This is a genomic window from Mycolicibacterium neworleansense (genome assembly GCF_001245615.1).
In the GTDB taxonomy this organism is placed as follows: Bacteria; Actinomycetota; Actinomycetes; order Mycobacteriales; family Mycobacteriaceae; genus Mycobacterium; species Mycobacterium neworleansense.
In genome coordinates, this window is sequence record NZ_CWKH01000002.1 from 809,214 (window position 1) to 828,504 (window position 19,291).

Annotated in this window: 17 protein-coding genes; 8 read left to right on the forward strand and 9 right to left on the reverse strand. The window is 67.3% G+C overall.

The window, feature by feature from the left end; all coding sequences use genetic code 11:
* Nucleotides 1–81 precede the first annotated feature (81 nt).
* Nucleotides 82–1,251 carry an ankyrin repeat domain-containing protein gene (locus tag BN2156_RS19505; protein WP_090516612.1) on the forward strand — a complete coding sequence of 390 codons (1,170 nt, stop codon included), beginning with the start codon at nucleotides 82–84 and terminating at the stop codon, nucleotides 1,249–1,251.
* On the opposite strand, the gene BN2156_RS19510 is transcribed toward BN2156_RS19505, so the two are convergent.
* Nucleotides 1,220–3,829: a LuxR C-terminal-related transcriptional regulator gene (locus BN2156_RS19510; protein ID WP_090516613.1), complete on the reverse strand. Its 2,610-nt coding sequence runs from the start codon at nucleotides 3,827–3,829 to the stop codon at nucleotides 1,220–1,222. The two genes, BN2156_RS19505 and BN2156_RS19510, sit on opposite strands and share 32 nt — an antisense overlap.
* Before the next feature lie 197 nt (nucleotides 3,830–4,026).
* A complete protein-coding gene (locus BN2156_RS19515) occupies nucleotides 4,027–4,467 on the reverse strand; it encodes an SPW repeat protein (protein WP_090516614.1) in 441 nt (146 codons plus the stop codon).
* A gap of 146 nt (nucleotides 4,468–4,613) precedes the next feature.
* Between BN2156_RS19515 and BN2156_RS19520 the strand changes: the two genes are divergently transcribed.
* Nucleotides 4,614–6,062: a hypothetical protein gene (locus BN2156_RS19520; protein WP_090516615.1), complete on the forward strand. Its 1,449-nt coding sequence runs from the start codon at nucleotides 4,614–4,616 to the stop codon at nucleotides 6,060–6,062.
* A gap of 125 nt (nucleotides 6,063–6,187) precedes the next feature.
* On the forward strand, nucleotides 6,188–7,168 hold the full coding sequence (locus BN2156_RS19525) for a nitronate monooxygenase (RefSeq protein WP_090516616.1): 981 nt from the start codon (nucleotides 6,188–6,190) through the stop codon (nucleotides 7,166–7,168).
* A gap of 131 nt (nucleotides 7,169–7,299) precedes the next feature.
* Here the strand turns inward: BN2156_RS19525 and BN2156_RS19530 are convergent, their stop codons facing one another.
* On the reverse strand, nucleotides 7,300–7,995 hold the full coding sequence (locus BN2156_RS19530) for a TetR/AcrR family transcriptional regulator (protein ID WP_235625412.1): 696 nt from the start codon (nucleotides 7,993–7,995) through the stop codon (nucleotides 7,300–7,302).
* Between the two features lie 93 nt (nucleotides 7,996–8,088).
* On the opposite strand from BN2156_RS19530, the gene BN2156_RS19535 reads away from it, so the two are divergent.
* Nucleotides 8,089–9,174, forward strand: a complete 1,086-nt coding sequence (locus BN2156_RS19535; protein ID WP_090516618.1) for an oxygenase MpaB family protein — start codon at nucleotides 8,089–8,091, stop codon at nucleotides 9,172–9,174.
* Between the two features lies 1 nt (nucleotide 9,175).
* A complete protein-coding gene (locus BN2156_RS19540) occupies nucleotides 9,176–10,879 on the forward strand; it encodes an aldehyde dehydrogenase family protein (protein ID WP_090516619.1) in 1,704 nt (567 codons plus the stop codon).
* A 7-nt stretch (nucleotides 10,880–10,886) separates the two neighbouring features.
* Here BN2156_RS19540 and BN2156_RS19545 read toward each other — a convergent pair whose 3' ends face one another.
* Nucleotides 10,887–11,468: a TetR/AcrR family transcriptional regulator gene (locus BN2156_RS19545; RefSeq protein ID WP_090516620.1), complete on the reverse strand. Its 582-nt coding sequence runs from the start codon at nucleotides 11,466–11,468 to the stop codon at nucleotides 10,887–10,889.
* A 140-nt stretch (nucleotides 11,469–11,608) separates the two neighbouring features.
* Here BN2156_RS19545 and BN2156_RS31210 point away from each other — a divergent pair, with 140 nt between their 5' ends.
* From BN2156_RS31210 to BN2156_RS19560, 3 genes are read left to right on the forward strand one after another with little or no spacing between them, the layout of a single operon-like run.
* Nucleotides 11,609–12,319: an SAM-dependent methyltransferase gene (locus BN2156_RS31210; RefSeq protein WP_131725179.1), complete on the forward strand. Its 711-nt coding sequence runs from the start codon at nucleotides 11,609–11,611 to the stop codon at nucleotides 12,317–12,319.
* Entirely contained in the window at nucleotides 12,231–12,611 is a 381-nt protein-coding gene (locus BN2156_RS19555; RefSeq protein ID WP_235625475.1) for an MmpS family transport accessory protein, read from the forward strand. Before BN2156_RS31210 ends, BN2156_RS19555 begins: the two co-directional genes overlap by 89 nt.
* The gene (locus tag BN2156_RS19560; RefSeq protein WP_090516623.1) at nucleotides 12,608–15,508 is read left to right on the forward strand and encodes an MMPL/RND family transporter; all 2,901 of its coding nucleotides are present in this window, start codon (nucleotides 12,608–12,610) and stop codon (nucleotides 15,506–15,508) included. The genes BN2156_RS19555 and BN2156_RS19560 overlap by 4 nt, the downstream gene beginning before the upstream one ends.
* A gap of 22 nt (nucleotides 15,509–15,530) precedes the next feature.
* Here BN2156_RS19560 and BN2156_RS19565 read toward each other — a convergent pair whose 3' ends face one another.
* Genes BN2156_RS19565 through BN2156_RS19585 form a run of 5 tightly spaced genes read right to left on the reverse strand, consistent with a single transcriptional unit; the run spans nucleotide 15,531 to nucleotide 19,270 of the window.
* Nucleotides 15,531–16,160 (reverse strand): O-methyltransferase, encoded by a 630-nt coding sequence (locus tag BN2156_RS19565; RefSeq protein ID WP_162490935.1) that lies wholly within the window; start codon nucleotides 16,158–16,160, stop codon nucleotides 15,531–15,533.
* Nucleotides 16,161–16,208: 48 nt separating this feature from the next.
* The gene (locus BN2156_RS19570; protein ID WP_090516625.1) at nucleotides 16,209–16,679 is read right to left on the reverse strand and encodes a TIGR04338 family metallohydrolase; all 471 of its coding nucleotides are present in this window, start codon (nucleotides 16,677–16,679) and stop codon (nucleotides 16,209–16,211) included.
* Nucleotides 16,676–17,419, reverse strand: a complete 744-nt coding sequence (locus tag BN2156_RS19575; RefSeq protein WP_090516626.1) for a DUF2786 domain-containing protein — start codon at nucleotides 17,417–17,419, stop codon at nucleotides 16,676–16,678. Before BN2156_RS19575 ends, BN2156_RS19570 begins: the two co-directional genes overlap by 4 nt.
* A gap of 28 nt (nucleotides 17,420–17,447) precedes the next feature.
* On the reverse strand, nucleotides 17,448–18,434 hold the full coding sequence (locus BN2156_RS19580; RefSeq protein WP_090516627.1) for an alpha/beta hydrolase family protein: 987 nt from the start codon (nucleotides 18,432–18,434) through the stop codon (nucleotides 17,448–17,450).
* Nucleotides 18,431–19,270: an alpha/beta hydrolase gene (locus BN2156_RS19585; RefSeq protein WP_090516628.1), complete on the reverse strand. Its 840-nt coding sequence runs from the start codon at nucleotides 19,268–19,270 to the stop codon at nucleotides 18,431–18,433. The genes BN2156_RS19580 and BN2156_RS19585 overlap by 4 nt, the downstream gene beginning before the upstream one ends.
* Nucleotides 19,271–19,291 lie beyond the last annotated feature (21 nt).

Here is a 19,291-nt window from a genome sequence, read left to right on the forward strand (position 1 = left end):
AGCCTCCCTGCCGGTTAGTCGACCTGTGACCGACCTCTTCTCAGCCCGATCGCGGACGCGGGTATGTGAGAGGAGGCCGTCATGGCCAGCCGTCTGCCGAGCAATCCCTCGATCGACCATCTGCGTGGGCAAGCCCGCAAGCTGCAGCGCGCGAAGCGCATTCCGCTGCACGATGCGCAGTTCGCCGTCGCCCGCGACTACGGTTTCAGCAGCTGGCCCCGGCTCGTGCACTACCTGCGCGACGCGGCGACGCTCAGCGTCGACCCCGGTGCCCTCGACGAGGATGCCCTTGGCGCTGCCGACCGGTTCTGTTCGTGGGCATCGTTGCGCTACAACGAGACCGACGCACCGCCACGCTGGGAAGCCGCCGCGACCCTGCTCGCGACCGAGCCCGACCTCGTCGATCGGCACATCTGGGCCGCCGCGTCGGCTTCAGATCCGGCGGCACTGGCCCGGCACCTGACCACCAGGCCCGCGTCGGCGAACTCCGGCGGCGGGCCGTTCGGCTGGGTTCCGCTGATGTACCTGGCCTATTCCCGAGTTCCGCTGGGCCACAACGGTAACGACGTACTCACTGCCGCGGCCCTGCTGCTCGATGCCGGTGCCGATCCGAACGCCGGCTACCTCTGGTGCGGGTTGTCCACACCGTTCACGGTCCTGACCGGGGTTTTCGGCGAGGGCGAGCAGGGCCCGCGTCGTCAGCCCAGGCATCCGATCGCAGCCGAGCTGGCCAGCCTGCTGTTGACCAGAGGCGCCCATCCGGTCGACCAGCAGACGCTGTACAACCGGATGTTCCGCGCCGACAACTCGCACCTGGAACTGCTGTTCGGGCACGGACTGGCCGACGCCGGACCCAGCCCGTGGGAGCTGCGCCTCGGCGAGGCCATGGAATCCCGCGACGAGATGTGGCGGCGGCAGGTCGGCTGGGCCGCCGAACACGGGTTCACCGATCGACTCGAGCTGCTCGCCCGGCACGGGATCGACGTATCCGGAGTGGACGTGGTCGCGCCGGTGTTCCCGGACGATCCGAACGCGCTCGACGACGAAGGCGCGACGGCACTGCACCATGCCGCCTGGTCCGGCGATATCGAGCTGATCCGGCGTCTGCTCGACGCCGGGGCCGATGCGACGATCACGGATCGTCGCTTCGGCACTACGCCGCTGGAGTGGGCCGAGCACGCCTACCAGAGCGAGGCCGCGGACATGCTGCGCCCGCACATCATGCCGGCCCCGTCGGACCACGACGGATGATGGCGGCGAGCTGCTCACGTGAACTGGCACCCACCCGCTGACAGGCCCGGTACAGGTGACCTTCCACGCTGCGCACGGACATCACCAGCCGCTCGGCGATCTGCTTGTTGGACAGGCCCGCGACGACGAGTTCGACGATCTCGCGCTGTCGGCCGGTCAACGGCTGGCCGGCCGGGTTACGCAGCGCCGGGGTGCACAGCCCGCCGCATTCGTCGGCGCCCTCCTGCGCGAGGGCCGCCGCATAGGCGCTGCGCTTGCCCTGACCGTGGCGACCGAACGCGACCGCGGCCTGTGCCGTGGCGTCGGTGGCGGTGGCCCGGTCCCCGATGGCACGGTATTCCGCTGCCACAGCGAGTAATTGGTCACCGTCGTCGGCAACCAGGGCCTCGATATGACGCGCCACCGTTTGGGCCAGCGGCAGTCTCAGCGTGTCGGCGAGTTCCCGTGAGCGTGCCAGACCCGCGGTGTCTCCCCACTGTGCGGCGGTCTGCAGACACTGCAGTTCATGCGTCGGCTGTTCACGTTGCGCCGCGGCGCGGCCCGCGGCGCGCACGAGCTCGACCGCATCGGTCAGCGCGCCACCGGCGGCCAGCGTCCAACCCTTGGCCACCGACATCGCGGTGTGCATGAACACGTAGTCGTCCGGTACCCGCTCGGCGGCCCGGGCCAGCGCCTCCTCCGCGGCGGTGGCGTGGCCGAGTTTGGCGTGGGCCTCAGCGAGGGAGAAGCAGCTGGCAACCCGCAAACCTGTAGTTATTGCGTGTGTTTCGGCACCGGCATAGGCCTCGTGCAGGTGTTTGACGGCGGCGCCGAGATCGGCCCGGACGAGCTCGGCGTGGCCGAGCAGGTAGGCGAGGTTGGCATACGCGACACCGGGCACATCGCGCGCCGACTCCTCCAGCCGGGCTGCCATCGCCGTCATCGCATCGATGCGGCCCGTCAGGCGGCAAGCCCGGGCGTGCACGGCGCCGAACCAGAACCGCATGGGCGAGGATTCGAACGAGGTATTGGCACGCTCGATGGCCTGCTCGGCGACGGCGTTGATGTCGTCGGCATGCCCCAGCGCACCCAGCGCCATCACCAACGCGATCGAGGCCATCATCGCGTGAAAGTCGGACAAGCCGCCGGAATCCAAAGCCGCGCCGGCCTTTTCCTCGGCACTGGCGCAGCAACCGAGGATGGCTTCGACGCAGGCCTGGATTGCCCGACGTTCCATCTGCTGTGCATCTGATTCGGTTGTGCCGGAGAGATTTTCCAAGATCACGCCGGCGTCGCACGGGCGGCCGAGCATCCACGCCAGGTTGGCTGCCCGCACGGTCGCCCAGTGGTGACGGTCCGGCCTGCCGTCGGTACTGATATCGCGCAGGACCGCCTCGGCCTCATCACCGCGGCTCAGCAGAACCAGCGTCATCGCCCGCATCGGCGCGGCGTCGGGGGCACCGCATGCGGCTGCGGCAGCGGCGAACCGGTCGGCGGCATCGGGGTCGAGCAGGACCGCCGCACACCGTGCCGCGGTCAGATACAGCTCCGGATCCGGAGGCAGGTCGGAGTGCAGCGCCAGCAGCGCCCGGCGCACGGTGGCGCGCATGTCGCCGTCGGGCTCGGCGGCCAGCCGCCGTGCGAGCTTTCCGCGGATGCTCGACAGATGCATCTCACCGGCAGTGGCCCTTCGCAATTCGCCGTACAGCGGATGCGCAAGGGTGGCCATCAGATCCCGCCCGGCACGTTCAACCGTCACCAGATGCATCTCCTCGGCAGCCTCCAAGTCGGCGCGATCGACGAGATCCCCCAGGATGTCGACGCTCAGCGGCTCACACTGCGAGAGCGTGTCGAGCACCAGGGCCATACCGGGGCTGAGTTCACCCAGGCGGCGCCCGACCATGTCGGTGATGCTCTGGGATACGGCCACATCGCCGTCCCACATCCACACCCCGGCGGATTTGTGCATCCGCCCTGCGGCGATCTGGTCCTTCACCAGCTGTAGCAGGTACAGCGCGTTACCTCCGGTGAGTTTCCAGAAACGGCGCGTGCTGCGGCTGTCGACCGGTCCGGCAACGGCCGATTCGACCAGGGCCGCGGCCGCGGTGGCCGACAACGGTTCGAGGTCGATCCGGTCGAGGAGGCTGTCTTTCCACAGTGCGGTCACCGCGTCGGGTTCCGGGCCGCCCGAACGCGCGGTGACGACCAGACGGACGCCCTGCGTCTGTGCCAGTTGGTGCACGACGTGCGCGGACAGCGGGTCGAGCAGATGGGCGTCGTCGATTCCGATGACAACCTTGCCCATGCGCTGTTGGGCGACGAAGGAATCGATCACTCGGCGAACGTCCGGCAGCGGGTCGCACATGCTCTGGGTGATCGATCCGGTGAATGCTCCCAGCGGGATGGCCCGCGCGGATTCCGTCCCGACGAACCAACTGGTCCGGTGTCCGGACGCCGACGCGTGGCTGAGGGCCTCCCGGGCCAGGCGGGTCTTGCCGACGCCGGCGCTGCCGACGATCAGCACACCGTGATGGGTTCCCGGCCCACCAAGGGAGCGACGGATCGTCGCCAGTTCTTCGTCCCGCCCCGCGAGCTTCATCTCAGCAGTTGGTACCCGCCATCACCGTCGTCCGAGTCCTGCGATTGCCCACGATATGGGGCAAGACCCGGCCCGGGGCACGATTTGACCCATCCTCTGATTGGCCGGGCCCCCGGAACACAGGTATCCCCACCAGCCGGAGTCCGGCTGGTCCACCGGTTGCGCCTACCGGCCGGTGTGCCGGTCAGGCGTCCCGGTCAGGCGTGCCGCGCTTCGGAATTGCGTACCCGCATCCCGAAGTACATCGCGTTGAAGCCCAGCAGCATGACGAGCGCACCGCTGACCACGTGCGACCAGATCATGCCGGTGGTCGGTCCACTGACAAACACCCACGGCGAGACGATCAGCCACACACCGAAGATCGGCAGTGTCCAGGTCATGCCGTGCGCGCGGTCCAGCGCGAAGCTGAAACACATTGACAGGAACGCGATCGCCCCTCCGACGATCAGATCGTTGACCGTCAGCCTGTTGAAGGCATCGAAGCCGACGATCCACGGGGACAGCGCGACATACATCGCCGTCAGCAACGTCAGGCCGAAGGTGACCTGCGCGGCCATCGACTCTGCCACCCGGTCATAACCCGCCCTAAGGGCCATGATGTCCGGGTGTAGGTCGATTGATGAATGGACCGTACTCATTTCTGATCCTTTCCGTTACACGGCAAGGCGTTTGGACCCTACCGCACCCATCCATCGCTTCTCAGATTACGCCGAAACCGGCGCGACGGCGGCGGTTCCCGCAGGTGACCGGCAGCCCTTGCCGGCCGGCAAGTACAGTGTTCTCAATGCGCCGGCGCAGCAACGTCCGAACGGATGACCCCACCGGCGCACGGCAGCAACTGGGCTGGTTCGCAACGCTCTTCGCGATGGCGTTGGTCTTCCACTACTCCGACAGCCAGCCCCAAGCGGTCGTCCCGGCCCTGCTCGCCGGCCTGCCCGCGCTCATATTTCCCGGCTCGGTGGCGGCGGCCGGTCTGGCCGTGGCGGCCGGTGCCACCGTGGCCGTGCTGAACCTGCCTGCCGCCTCGAACCATCTGGTGCTGAGCCTGCTCGTCGCCGTCGCGCTCGCCACCGCGGCGTTGTGGGCACTGGCCGTGCGAAACCGGCCTGATGTGCCGGGCAGCTTCGTCGAGCGCTGGCTGGAGGCGGCCCGCAGCCCGGTCGGCCTGGTGTTGCTCGTGGTCTATCTGTTCACCGTCTTCGACAAGTTGAACACCGCCTACCTCACCCCGGCGACGTCGTGCGGCGCAGACCTGTTCGGGCAGCTGATCTGGCTCAACGGCTTCGATGATGTGGTGCCGGGCCCGGCTGTCGGGCAGGTCGTCGCCATCGTCGCGGTCGTGATCGAGGCCGCCATTCTCGGGTTGCTGGCCGTGCCCCGGCTGCGTTTCTGGGGCGTGCTGCTCGGGGTGTGCTTCCACTCGATCCTGGCGATGGCCTCGTTCTATGACTTCGCCACGGTCGTCTTCGCGGTGTACGTGCTGTTGATCCCCGCCGAGGTGTTCGTGGCCTGCCGCTCGGTGGCACTGCGAGTCGTCACTCTCACGGGTTTCGCGGCCCATGTGACGCTCAGTGTGGTGTCGAGTCCGGCCGACTCGCCGGCCGGCCCGATCGGCCTGCCGTGGCACACGCTGCTCGTGCTCACCTGGTTCGTCGCCGTGCTCCCGTTCATGGTCACGATGCTGCGCGCATACCGCGTGGCGACGGTGGCCGGCGTGCCCAGCCCGAACTGGCGCCTGCGTCCCCTGGTGTTGCTCGTCGCCCCGCTGCTGGCGTTCGCCAACGGCGCCACGCCCTATGCGGGGCTCAAGACCGTGGCCAACTATTCGATGTTCAGCAATCTGCACACCGAGGAGGGCGCCACCAACCACGTGCTGCCGGGTGTCACGGCGCTCCAGCTGGCCGACTACCAGCGTGACACCGTCACCGTGGTGGGCCTGGAGTTGCCCCGGCCGTCGTCCGACATGACAGCCCTGCGCCGGCAGACCCGCTGGATGAGCGAGGATCCCCCGGTTCGCATCCCCTGGCTCGAGCTGCGGCGCACCGTGCTGCTGTGGCAGGGCGCCGGCATCACCGGCGTCCGGATCGCGTATCTGCACGACGGACCGCCGCGCGTGGTGGACGACGCGACGAATGATCCAGTCCTCGCAGCGCCACTGCCCTGGTGGCAACGGCATCTGCTCGCCTTCCGCGCGGTCGGCTCGGGTTCGGGTCCTGACGTCTGCCGGTGGTAACCCCGCACCGTAACCCCCGCCCCGGTAACCCCGCACCGCGAGCGTGCGTGTCTGCCGACGCCACGCCGTGAATCACCGACATTCTGCGCACACTCGCGGCAGCCGAAGTGACACAGAATTGCGGAATGGACCTCGCAGACCGCCTGAAACTCGATGTACCGGTAGCCCAGGCCGGCATGGGCGGCGGCATCGTGGGCGCAGCACTGGCCGCCGCGGTGTCGGCGGCCGGCGGACTGGGCACCTTGGGACTCCTGCCGCCCCGGCAGCTTCAGACAGCCATCGCGACGGTCCGCGAACGGGTTCCCGACCGTGCGGTTGCGGTCAATCTGTTGATGCCGTTCACGCGGCGCCCTCACATCGAGGTCTGCCTCCAGGCCCGGATTGACATTGCGGTGATGGCCTTCGCAATCGATCGAGCGCTGATCCGGCGACTCTCCGAAGGAGGAATATTCGTCATGGTGATGGTCGGCACGGAGAAGCAGGCGGCCGAGGCGCTGGCCTACGGAGCCGACGGACTGATCGCCCAGGGCCGTGAAGCCGGCGGACACCTGGTCGGCACCGTGGATCAGGCTGATTTCCTGCCAAAGGCATTGGCATTGGCAGGTTCTCGACCGGTATTCGCCGCGGGCGGCATCGCCACGGCAGCCGATACCCGCGCCGCGCTCGGCGCCGGGGCCGCGGGTGTGGTGGCGGGCACCCGGTTCCTGCTCACCCACGAGTCCGGCGCCCACCCGGTCTATCGCCAGCGGATCATCGACGCGGACAAGACAATTGAGACGACGGCGTTCGGGCTGTCGTGGCCGGCGCGACACCGGGTCATCCCCAACGCCGCTACCCGCCACTGGTGTCACGCCGACGGCAGCGCCCGCGGACTGCCCGCGGCCATCAACAAGTACAGCGCGCCACTCTCGCGGATTCCCGACCGCGGCGACGGCGCACTGCTTCGACTGCAGCACCCGGCGCTGCCGTTTCTCACGCCGATCACGCTCACCGCCCACATGCCGGCCGAGTGGGCCGACCGTGCCGCTCTCTACGCCGGTGAGACCGCGTTGCGGTTGGACCGGGTCACCTCGGCCGCGCAGGCCGTCGCGGACCTCGCCCCGTAGGGGCGCACTCTCACGCGCGACGCGCGTGCGCAGAATGCCGATGAAATGCGGCGTGGCGCCGGCAGACACGCACGCTCGCGGTGCAACGGGGGGCAAGGAGGGGGCATGGGGGCAAGGGGGCGTGCAAGGGGTCAGGCGCTGACCCGGTCCGGGTTGCGGTAGGTCTCGGCCTGGGCGGCGATCTCCTCGGGTGTCGGTAGCGGCTCGGCACTGTCCACATACACGCCGCCGGCCCGCAGGGTGTCGTCGACCAGCAGCCAGATCCACCGGACCAGGTCGGCCACCAGCCGGTCCTGCTCGGTCGAGCCGGGCTGATCGAGCCACCGGCCGGTCGTCGATTCGACCAGGCCCACGATCGCGAACGCCAGCGGTTGCGGATCGCTGGTGACACCAAAAGCGTTGAGGTACACCGTGAACAACGCACCGAGCTGGGTCCCGATGGTCAGCCTGATGTCAGCGATGGCGTCGGGAGTCGAGCCGTCCTCGCCGAGTGAGCACCGGGCCAGGTAGCGGTACAGGTTGCGGTGCTCGACCAGGAATCCGACGTGGGCGCCGACGCTGGCCCCGATGATCTGGGTCATCGACCCGTGGGGCGTCCACAGCGGGGCCAGTTCGGCGTTGAGCATCTCGGCGGCGCGCTGGGCGATCGCCCGTTGCAGATCGGCGGCGCCGGCGAAGTGCCGGTAGAGCTTGGTGCGCGTGACGCCGACGTGCGCGGCGATCTGCTCGGTCGAGGTCTGCGGTCCGTGTTCGGCGATCGCGGACAACGCGGCGTCGACGAACTCTGCGCGACGACGCTCGCGCTGTCCGGCCCATCGAGTGCTCACGAATCTCACCCTAGCCAATCAAGTGGTACATGACGTACCATTCCCCACAACTGGTACGTCATGTACCACTTGATTTTGAAGGGAACGACGCAGATGGACGCGTTAATCGCACTTCGCAAGGCCGCAGGACTTCCGGCCGTCGCCGAGCCATTGGCGCCGGCCGAGGACTACGGCTTCTTCGGCCCGGATTCGGTCACCTGGAAGGTGTGGAGCTATCCCACTTCGCTGCTGATCGGCTTCTCCCGGGCGGTGACCATCGAGCACCTCGACCCGTTCCTGGCCGCCGCGGTCGACGCCACCGGACAGGTCTACGCACGCACCCGGCTGCGCTACGACCGGACCATGCAGTACTTCGCCCTGGTGGCCTTCGGCGACGCCAAATCGGTCCTGGACGCCTCCGAGATCCTGGTCAAGATCCACTCGAAGGCCATCGGCACCGAGCCCATCACCAAGCGCCCGTTCGATGCCAACGATCCGCACTCGCAGTTGTGGATCCACCTCACCGCATGGCACTCGATCCTCTACAGCTACGAGATGTTCGGCCCGGGCAAGCTGTCGCCGGCCGAGGAGAGCCAGTACTGGCAGGAATGCGCGCGGGCCGCGGAGTTCCAGACCATCAACCCCGACGACGTGCCGCGCACCCGCGAGGGTGTCCGCGAGTACTTCGAGAGCTTCCGGGCCGATCTGGTGGGCTCGGAGGTGGCTCAGCGGATGATGGATTACCTGGTCGACCTGGGTTATCACATCCTGCCCGAGCGGATGCCCCGCTGGCTGCGCAAGGCGTTCAACGTCCCGATGCGCGCCGCCATCATCTCCACCATGCCGCAGTGGATGCGCCTGTTGGGCGGCATCCCGCAGCGCCGGTTCGCCGACGTCGCGGCGCGTGCCGTGGTGCGGCCGTTCCTGAAGGCCATCGCCGCCAACCCGCGGCTCGAGCTGGCGCTGCTGGACCTGACCACCCCGCACACCACCGCGATCGTCGGGCCCACCCTGATGGGTATCCCGGCCAAGAACACGGTGACCTACACCCCGGCCGAGGCCAGGGCCAATTGGAACCGGACCACGCCGTTCGAGCAGTACGCTGCGATCGTGGCCAAACGTGAGGTGGGCGAAGGCCCCACACCGTATGCCCACAATCACCACGACGCACTGGTGCAATTCGACAAGAGCGCGAGCTGACATGACCGAAACGCAGATCGACGAGCTCCTGGAGGAACTCGTCGAGGGCGAAAAGACCTGGGCTTCCCTGTCATTGGCGGCCCGACGAGGATTGCTCGACGAGGTGCGCGCCCTGACCGCGCGCCATGCCGCCGAGTGGGTGGACGCGGCCGTCGGCATCAAGCAACTCGATCCCGCCTCGCCGCTGGTCGGCGAGGAATGGATGTCCGGCCCGTACTCGCTGGCGGCCGGGCTGGCCGCCCTCTCGGACAGTCTGGCCAAGCTGGAAGCGGGCCGCAGCCCGCTCGACGGCGCGGAGTTCGGTTACGCCCCCGGCGGCCGGACCACGGTAAAAGCCCTGCCGCTCAATACCTTCGATCAGCTGCTGTTGTCCGGTTTCAGCGCTGAGGTGTGGCTGCAGCCCGGCATCGAGAAGGCCGAGGCCATCCGGTCGGCCGGCCTGGCCCAGCGTGATCCCGCCCGCACCAACGGCGTGGGAGCGGTACTGGGCGCGGGCAACATCTTCTCGATCGCGCCGCTGGACACCATCTACGAGCTGTACGCCAACAACCGCGTGGTGGCCCTCAAGCTCAACCCGATCACCGATCCGTTGCTCCCCGTTCTCACCAAGGTGCTGGCTCCGTTCATCGCCGTGGGCGCCGTGCGCATCCTGACCGGCGGGGCCGAGGCCGGCACATACCTGGTGCGGCACAAGCTGGTCGACCATGTGCACATGACCGGCAGCGCCCTGACCTACGACGCCATCGTGTTCGGCACCGGCGAGGAGGGCGCCCGGCGCAAGGCGGCTGACGAGCCGGTGCTCGACAAGGAGATGACGGCCGAGCTCGGCGGGGTTTCCCCGACGATCGTGCTGCCGGGCACCTGGAGCAAGGCGGACATCGAGTTCCAGGCCAATCACGTTGCCACACAACGGCTTCACAACAACGGTTACAACTGTGTGGCCGCGCAGGTGGTGGTGCTGCCCAAGCACTGGGCGCAACGCGACGAGTTCATCGCCGCCCTTCGCAAGGCCTTCGACGACGCACCGGCACGGCCCGCCTACTACCCCGGCTCCGATGTCAGGGTCGCCAGCGCCGACGCGTCGTACCCGGACGCACAGCACTTGGGCTCGAGGGGTGCCCGGGTCCTGGTCCTCGACCCGGCCGACCGCGCGGCACTGTTGTGCACCGAGTACTTCGGTCCGGTGCTCGGGGTGATCGAGCTCGATACCGAAGACGACAATTCCGCTGAACAATTCTTCAGGGAGGCTGTCCGCGTCGCCAACGACGAGTTCGTCGGCACCCTCGGGGTGAACATCATCGCCCATCCCGACACCATCTCGGGCCTGGGTGACAAGTTCGACCATCTCATCGAGCGGCTGCGCTACGGCACCATCGCCATCAACGCCTGGACCGGCGTCGGCTATCTGACACCGTCGGCCACCTGGGGCGCCTTTCCCGGACACCAGCGCAATGACATCCAGAGCGGAGTCGGCGTGGTGCACAACGCATTTCTGCTCGACCGCCCGGAGCGCACCGTAGTCCGCGGCCCGTTCCGGCCCGCGCCGCGTTCGGTGTTCCGTGGCGAATGGTCGTTGTCGCCTAAGCCGCCGTGGTTCGTCAACAACCGCACCGCGGCGACGACGGGCCGGCTGCTCGTGGACTTCGCCGCGGCGCCCGGATGGGGCAAGCTGCCGGCGATCTTCGCCTCAGCGCTGCGCGGATAGTTGCGGGTCAGCCGGAGACGGCGGGTGCGGCCGGGGTGCGCAGCAACCGCTGCGCACAATCCAGCAGCACCCGGTGCAGTTCCTCGTCGGTGACGTCGGTGAGGGTGGGATCGGTGGCGCTGCCGTAGACCCCGGAGGCGAGCACCGACATGCAGATCCGGTCGGCGACATCGGGATCGGGGCCCAGCAGGATCCCGGTGAGCCGCTCGATCGTGTCCTGAAGTTCGTCCCGGCTGTGCACGAGGCTGTCGATGACGGGATCTCCGTGGAACACCGCGGTCACGCGGCGGTGGCGCACCGCCATCTCCACCATCCCGCTGACGGCGGCCTCCCGTCGGGCCTCCGGGGTGGACATCGCCTCGGCGATGCGGACCAGACGCATCATGTCGTCGAAGACGGGTTGAATGACCGCGAGCGCGATGTCGTCCTTGGAATGGAATTGGTAGTAGACGGCGGCCTTGCTGACACCGAGGCGGTCGGCGATCATCTGCAGCGACGTGCCGTTGACGCCGTGCTCGGCGAACAGGCTCAGCGCCGCTTCCAGCACCCGCTCGCGCGCAAAGCCACGCGGCGCAACAGCCTTCGCCACACCCCGTCCCTTCGTCGCGCTGAGCGTACCCAAACGCGGGCTAGATCACAGTGTCAATAGTCGAACTAACTTGATTGAAGTTAGCCGACTGTATAGGTTTCACTTTACATCCGGCAAGGAAATCGCGAGGAGGGGTGCTGATGCCGAGCTCGTGCGTGGCGCATCAAGCAGACCTCCTCGACACCTATCTGTTGTCTGCCGTCGAGTCAGGCATCGAACAGGTGGTTTTCCTGGCCTCTGACCTGGATCCCCGGCCTTACCAACTCCCCTGGCCGGCAGGTGTCACGGTCTACGTCGTCGACGATCCGGCGATCCTCGACGTCAAGACCCATGCCGTGACCGGTATCACGCCGACTGCCGCCGTATGCGGTGTGCCCGCCGCCATCAGCGGCAACTGGGCCGCCGCGCTCATCCGGGCCGGATTCGACGCCGACCGGGCCGCCCTGTGGAGCGTGGAAGGCGTATTACCCTTCATCCCATTGGATGAGCAGCGTCGGCTCGTCGCCGACATGACCGTCATGAGCGCACCGGGCAGCAGGCTGGTCTCGGAGGTCTCGGTGAGTCCGTTCCGGGACGAATCCGACGGGGATGTCGACGCGGATAACTGTTGGCGGGAAACCGCCGACGCCGACATGATCACGAAGTGGCAATGGAGCTTCGCAGCTAGCCGGTACGTCACCGCGTACCTGACCTCCGAAAGGCCGACCAGCGAATATGAAGCTGTTGAGACGGTTCTGGATCCCGTTGATCATCGCCGCGGTGGTGTTGGTCGGCGGATTCACGGTGATGCGGGTCCGCACGTTCTTCGGCGCCGGCGACGGAACCGGTATCGCCAGCGCCAAAGTCGATGACACCAAACCGTTCGACCCCAAGGTCGTGGTCTACGAGATCTACGGCGAGCCCGGCGCCACCGCCGACGTGAACTACCTCGATCTGGACGCCCAGCCCCAGCGCATCGACGGGGTGACCCTGCCGTGGACGCTGCGGCTGGAATCCACCGCCCCGTCGGTGTTCCCCAACATCGTGGCCCAGGGCAACGGCAGCACGATCAGCTGCCGCATCACCGTCGATGACGAACTCAAGGACGAGAGAACCTCCAACGGCGTGAACGCCCAGACCTTCTGCTTGGTGAAATCTGCATGAGCAATTACGACACCCCGACCGACTCGATCCCGGTCTCCCCCGCACCGCAGCACAGCAACCACGGCGGGATCGCCAAGTGGATCCGGCGCCTGGCAGTGCCGATCATCATCGCCTGGATCGCCCTCATCGCGCTTCTGAACGTGATCGTCCCCCAGCTCGAAGAGGTGGGGAAGATGCGCTCGGTGTCGATGACGCCGGACGACGCGCCCTCGATGATCGCGATGAAGCGCGTCGGCGAGGTGTTCCAGGAGTTCAAGTCCAACAGCTCGGTGATGGTCGTGCTCGAGGGCGATCAGCCCCTGGGCGATGACGCGCACAAGTACTACGACGAGATCATCGACAAGCTCGAGGCCGACAAGAAGCACATCGAGCACGTCCAGGATTTCTGGGGCGATCCGCTCACTGCCTCGGGCGCCCAGAGCTCCGACGGGCATGCCGCCTACGTGCAGGTCTACACCGCCGGTAACCAGGGCGAGGCGCTGGCCAACGAATCGGTCGAGGCCACCGAGAAGATCGTCCAGAGTGTGCAGGCCCCACCAGGGGTCAAGGCCTATGTGACCGGACCCGCCGCGATGGCGGCCGATCAGGAGATCGCCGGTAACCGCAGCCTCGAGATGATCACCGCCCTGACGTTCGTGGTCATCATCGTCATGCTGCTGTCGGTCTACCGCTCCGTCGTGACCGTGCTGCTCACCCTGTTCATGGTGGTGCTGTCCCTGTCGGCAGCCCGCGGCCTGGTGGCTTTCCTGGGCTACTACAACATCATCGGACTCTCGACCTTCGCCACGAACCTGTTGGTGATGCTGGCCATCGCGGCATCCACGGACTACGCGATCTTCCTGATAGGCCGATATCAAGAGGCCCGAAGTGTCGGCGAAGACCGAGAGTCGGCCTACTACACGATGTTCCACGGCACTGCCCACGTCATCCTGGGTTCGGGCCTGACCATCGCCGGCGCCACGTTCTGTCTGCACTTCACCCGCCTGCCCTACTTCCAGTCCCTGGGTATCCCGCTGGCCATCGGCATGGTCATGGTGGTGGTGGTCGCGCTGACCCTCGGCTCGGCGATCATCACGGTGGCCACCAAGTTCGGCAAAACGCTGGAACCCAAGCGGGCCATGCGCACCCGCGGGTGGCGCAAGATCGGTGCCGCGGTGGTGCGCTGGCCCGGACCGATCCTGATCGCCACCATCGCCATCTCACTGGTCGGCCTGTTGACCCTGCCCGGGTACAAGACCAACTACAACGACCGCAAGTACCTGCCCGCCGATCTGCCGGCCAACACCGGCTACGCCGCGGCGGACCGGCACTTCTCCCAGGCCCGCATGAACCCCGAATTGCTGTTGATCGAAAGCGATCACGATCTGCGCAACTCGGCCGACTTCCTGGTCATCGAGCGGATCGCCAAGCGCGTCATCGGCGTGCCGGGTGTCTCGCGGGTGCAGGCCATCACGCGCCCGCAGGGAACGCCGATCGAGCACACCTCGATCCCGTTCAACATCAGCATGCAGGGCACGACCCAGACCATGAATCAGAAGTACATGCAGGACCGTATGGCCGACATGCTCAAGCAGGCCGACGAAATGCAGGTCACGATCGACACGATGGACAAGATGATCGCGCTCATGGAGCAGATGCGCGACGTCATGAACAGCATGGTCGGCAAGATGCACGTCATGGTCGAGGACGTCAAGGAACTCCGCGACCACATCTCGGATTTCGACGATTTCTTCCGCCCGATCCGCAACTACCTGTACTGGGAACCGCACTGCTACAACATCCCGATGTGCTGGGCGATGCGCTCGGTGTTCGACACCCTTGACGGAGTCGACACCATGACAGCCGATTTCGAGCAGATCGTGCCGGACATGGACAAGATGAACGCCCTGATCCCGGTGATGATCGCGAACATGCAGCCGATGATCGCGACCATGAAGACGATGAAGACCATGATGCTGACCATGCAGTCCACCCAGGGCGGTCTGCAGGATCAGATGGCGGCGATGCAGGACAACTCCACCGCCATGGGTCAGGCCTTCGACGCCGCCAAGAACGACGACTCGTTCTATCTGCCACCGGAGACCTTCGAGAATCCGGACTTCAAGCGCGGCATGAAGATGTTCCTGTCCCCCGACGGGCACGCCGTGCGGTTCATCATCAGCCATGAGGGCGACCCGATGAGCCCCGAAGGGGTCGCTCACGTCGAACCCATCAAGCTGGCCGCCAAGGAGGCGATCAAGGGCACCCCGCTGGAGGGCTCCAAGATCTACCTCGGCGGTACCGCGGCCATGTTCAAGGACATGCAGGAAGGTGCCAACTACGACCTGCTGATCGCCGGAATCGCCTCGCTGTGCCTGATTTTCATCATCATGCTGATCCTCACGCGCAGCGTGGTGGCCGCGGCGGTGATCGTGGGCACCGTGGTGCTGTCCCTCGGCGCGTCCTTCGGTCTGTCGGTGCTGATCTGGCAGCACCTGATCGGCCTGGAACTGCACTGGATGGTGCTGGCCATGTCGGTGATCATCCTGTTGGCCGTGGGTGCGGACTACAACCTGCTACTGGTCTCCCGGTTCAAAGAGGAGATACATGCGGGCTTGAACACCGGCATCATCCGCGCCATGGGCGGCACCGGCTCGGTGGTCACCTCCGCGGGCCTGGTGTTCGCCTTCACCATGATGTCGATGGCGATCAGCGAGCTGGCGGTGATCGGCCAGGTCGGCACCACGATCGGCCTGGGTCTGCTGTTCGACACCCTGGTCATCCGGTCCTTCATGACCCCGTCCATCGCGGCCTTGATGGGCAAGTGGTTCTGGTGGCCGCAGTTGGTGCGTCAGCGGCCCAAGCCGGAACCTTGGCCCAAGCCGATCCAGCGCGAGCCGCAGGACGCTCTCTCTTAAGCCCTGCACCGTTGGTGCCGGTTTACCCAACCAGCGCGACGGCGAAGCCGTCCCAGCCCTTGGTGCCCACGGTTTGGATGGCCGCCGTGTCGAGTCGCGGATGGCCGCCCATCATCTCCAGCATGTCGCGTACTCCTCGCGCCTGTGCGTCGTCGGCCGCCGGTGCGAGCACCCGCCCGAAGCGGGTGACGTTGTCCACCACGATGATCGAGCCCGGCCGGCCCAGCTCGATCGCCCACTCGACGTAGCGGACGTTGTTCTCCTTGTCGGCATCGATGAACACCAGGTCGAACACGTCACCGCGCTCGGCCAACCGCGGCAGCGTGTCGAGGGCGGAGCCGACGATCACCTCGACCCGCTCGGCGACACCGGCGCGGGTCAGGTTCGCCCGCGCCACCTCGGCATGACGCGGCTCGTACTCGAGCGTGACGACGCTGCCGTCGGGGCCCACACCGCGAGCCAGGTTGATGGTGCTGTATCCGGCCAGCGTGCCGATCTCCAGCACCCGGCGCGCCCCCGAGATCCTGGCGAGCAGCGACAGCAGCTTGCCGTGCTGGGCCGACACCTCGATGGCCGGCATGTCGGCGTCCTGCGCGGATCGACGCGCCGCGATCAGCGCCTCGTCCTCGGTACGCAGCACCTCGTTGAACATGGTGTCGACATCGGCGGGCTCGGTCACCTGCGCCAGGCTAACGCAGTTTCAGTGCACACCTTCTTTTCCGTAGACCATCCGCAGCACCAGCCCTACTTCCGGCCCCATGACGGTTGCGCACAGTTCGCAGTAGGCGGCGACGAAGGCCGGCCCGTGCGGCGGGTCGGCCAGGCTGAGGTGGTGGGCCAGTTCGTGTAAAACCACCAACTCGCGCAATGCCCAGGTGTCCCGCTCGGGGACGGCGATGACGGCGTTGCCGTCGACCAGCTCGTAGTGCGCGGCGGTGACGCCCCGCCGGGCCCGTACCGCGACCGGTTGCCCGCCGACGCGGCCGATCACGTCGTCGACGTACCGCTGCACCGATTCGACGGATCCGAACTTCGCCTCCGGAGGCAAGGTGAGCGACGTGCCGAAGAAGTCGATGGCGCGCGAACTGTGTTGGGCGGCACGGTCGAACATGGTGCGCACGAATTGTTCGGCGGCGTACACCCTGGCGCGCTGGGTGTCCCGCGCGCTCACTGCTCCAGGGCGCCGCGCGCGCCGGAGATCTCCTGCTGCGGCCCGAGCCTGGCGTTGCGGCCGGCCCGGTCCCCCGCCCGGCGGGCGGCCGACGAGTACCCGGCCGAGGAGCTCGTCGCCCGCCATGTCCCACGGGCCTGCGAGGCCTGCCGGTAGAAGCTGCGAAGTTCGATATCCTTGTCCCGCAATGCGATAGCTGTTCCCGGCCGATCTGCCGCGTCGGCCTCGCGTTGCGCCTCTTCCCGGGCCTGGGTCAGGCGCTGGCCGATGCGGGCACCGAAGGCCAGCTGGAAGTTGAGCCGGGCAGTGATCGTCGGCGTCGGCCGGTGGGCGCCCGAGGCGATGTAGCCCTCCGACGCCTTGACCATCTGCAGCAGCAGGCTGGTGTAGAGCGCGTGGGTGGTGTCGATGTCCTCGGGGAACCCGTAGGCGTAGACGAACGTCGAGTTGGACGCCACATCACATTTCACATCGTTGGCCTGCCCGATCACCACGAACAGCTGCACATAGGTGCGCAGCCCCCTGGCCCCGGCCTGGCCGATGGTGATGGTGCGTTGCACCGGCATCTGCGCCTTGGTCCGCTCGGCCGAGTGGGCGCGGGCCAGCGCCAGGTCGATCGAGGTGGCGGTGGCCAGGCGCTGGGCCGCGGCCATGAACGCCTCGGCCTCGTGCAGGTTGTCGGTGCCCTCAGCCTGACGTAGCAGTGCCGCGATCCGCGCCAGCATCTTGTCGTCGGTCATGACGCGATCCTAGAAATCCACTCCGACATCACTTTCCGGCGAAGCCTTCCACCGCGTTCACCACCTGCGGAGACAACGGTCCGGGCTTGCCGTAGTTGGCGATGCTGTCGGTCGGATCGTCGCGCAGTACATGGTTGACGCCCTTGAGCTCGACGAGGGTCAGTGCGGTGTGCTTGAGCGCGTCGATCAGCGGACGCTCGACCTCGCAGCTGGCCTGGGAGTCGGAGTCCGAGCAGGTGAGCAACACCGGCATGCCGTCGGGCAGCGCCGCGGCCAGCTCGAGCGGGTCGATCTTGTCGGCCGCGACGATGGCGTTGAGGTTGTCTTTGTTGACGATCGCGCTCAGGCCTTCAGGCAGGTTGGCGGGCACGGTCCCCTTGGTGCGGATCTCCTCGACCGCGCCGAGCCAGGCGGTCAGCACCTCGGGGGTGGCCCCGGAGCGCACCCGGTTGGTGATGATGTCCAGGTAGCGGCCGGACAACGGTTGAAACAAGGCCAGCGAGTGCACCTTCGGATCGCCGGCACTGGCCAGGGTCATGGCGTGGATGGCGCCCTCACCGACCGCGTAGATCGACAGTTTGGCCGCGTCGGTGTCAGGCCGGCCGGCCAGGAACCGCAGCGCGGCGGCTGCCCCGCCGGTGTAGACGCCGCTGACCACCTCGGCGGGTTTCTTCTCGTAGGGGCCGAGCTTGGTGGCGCCGGTGCCGATCTTGTCGTAGCGCAGGCTGGCAACGCCCTTGTTCGACAACGTTTCCGCGAGTTGGCGCATGTTGCCGACCGGGCCGACGACCTTGTTGTCGCCGTTGCGGTCGGTGGGGCCGCTCTCGGAGATCAGCAGTGCCGCCGGACCGGCGCCCTCCTGATGCCGGTAGGTCCCGTGGATGGTGAGGCCGTCGGCGTCGAACGTGACATCGGTGTCGGTCCACGACGGCTGCTGCGCCTCGTCCGCGGCCTTCTCCGAGCCGCAGCCGGCCACCAGAAGCGCCGAAACCAGGACGGCGACAAACTTTCTCACAGGTGCGTCTCGATCCAGGCCGTCACGTCGTCGAGGACCAGCTCCTTCTCGGGCTCGTTGAACACCTCGTGGAACAGGCCCGGATACACCTTGAGGTGCACGTCCTGCGACCCCACGCATTCGACGAGGTGGCGACTGCCGTCGGCGGCCACCAGGCGGTCCTTCTCACCGTGCACCACCAGCAGCGGCGCGGTCAGGGCCGAGGCCCGCTGCGGCATCGTCTCACCCACGATGATCAGCGCCCGGGCGATGCCCGCGGGGACCTTGCCGTGCCATACCAGCGGGTCGGCGTTGTAGGCCGCCACCACCTCGGGGTCGCGCGACACCGCATTGGCGTCGAGGTTCTCCACCGGCAGCCCGGGGGCGATCTTGCCGAGCACCTTGGCCACGGCCGCCAGCACCGGTGAGACCGCCGCCTGCGCGGCCACCGCGGGCCCGGACAGCACCATCGCGGTGTATTCGTCGGGGTATTCGACGCCGTAGGTGAACACGATGCCGCCGCCCATGCTGTGACCCAGTACGAGTCGCGGGAGCGCCGGATACTCGGTGGCGGCGATGCCGACCAGGGTGTGGAAGTCGCCGACGTACTCGGACATGTCGCGCAGGTACACCCGCTTGCCGCCGGAGCGGCCGTGACCGCGATGGTCCAGGGCGTAGACGACCAGCCCCGCCTTCCCGAACCGCTGCGCGACGTGGTGGTAGCGGCCGGCGTGCTCACCGAGACCGTGGGAGAGGACGACGACGCCTCGGGGCGCGATGTCCGGAGTCCACACGTCGTAGACGATGCGGACCCCTCCGACGCCCTCGAAGGTCTGTTCACTGCGCGTGCTGGTCACCCTGGCGAGCGTATTCGATCG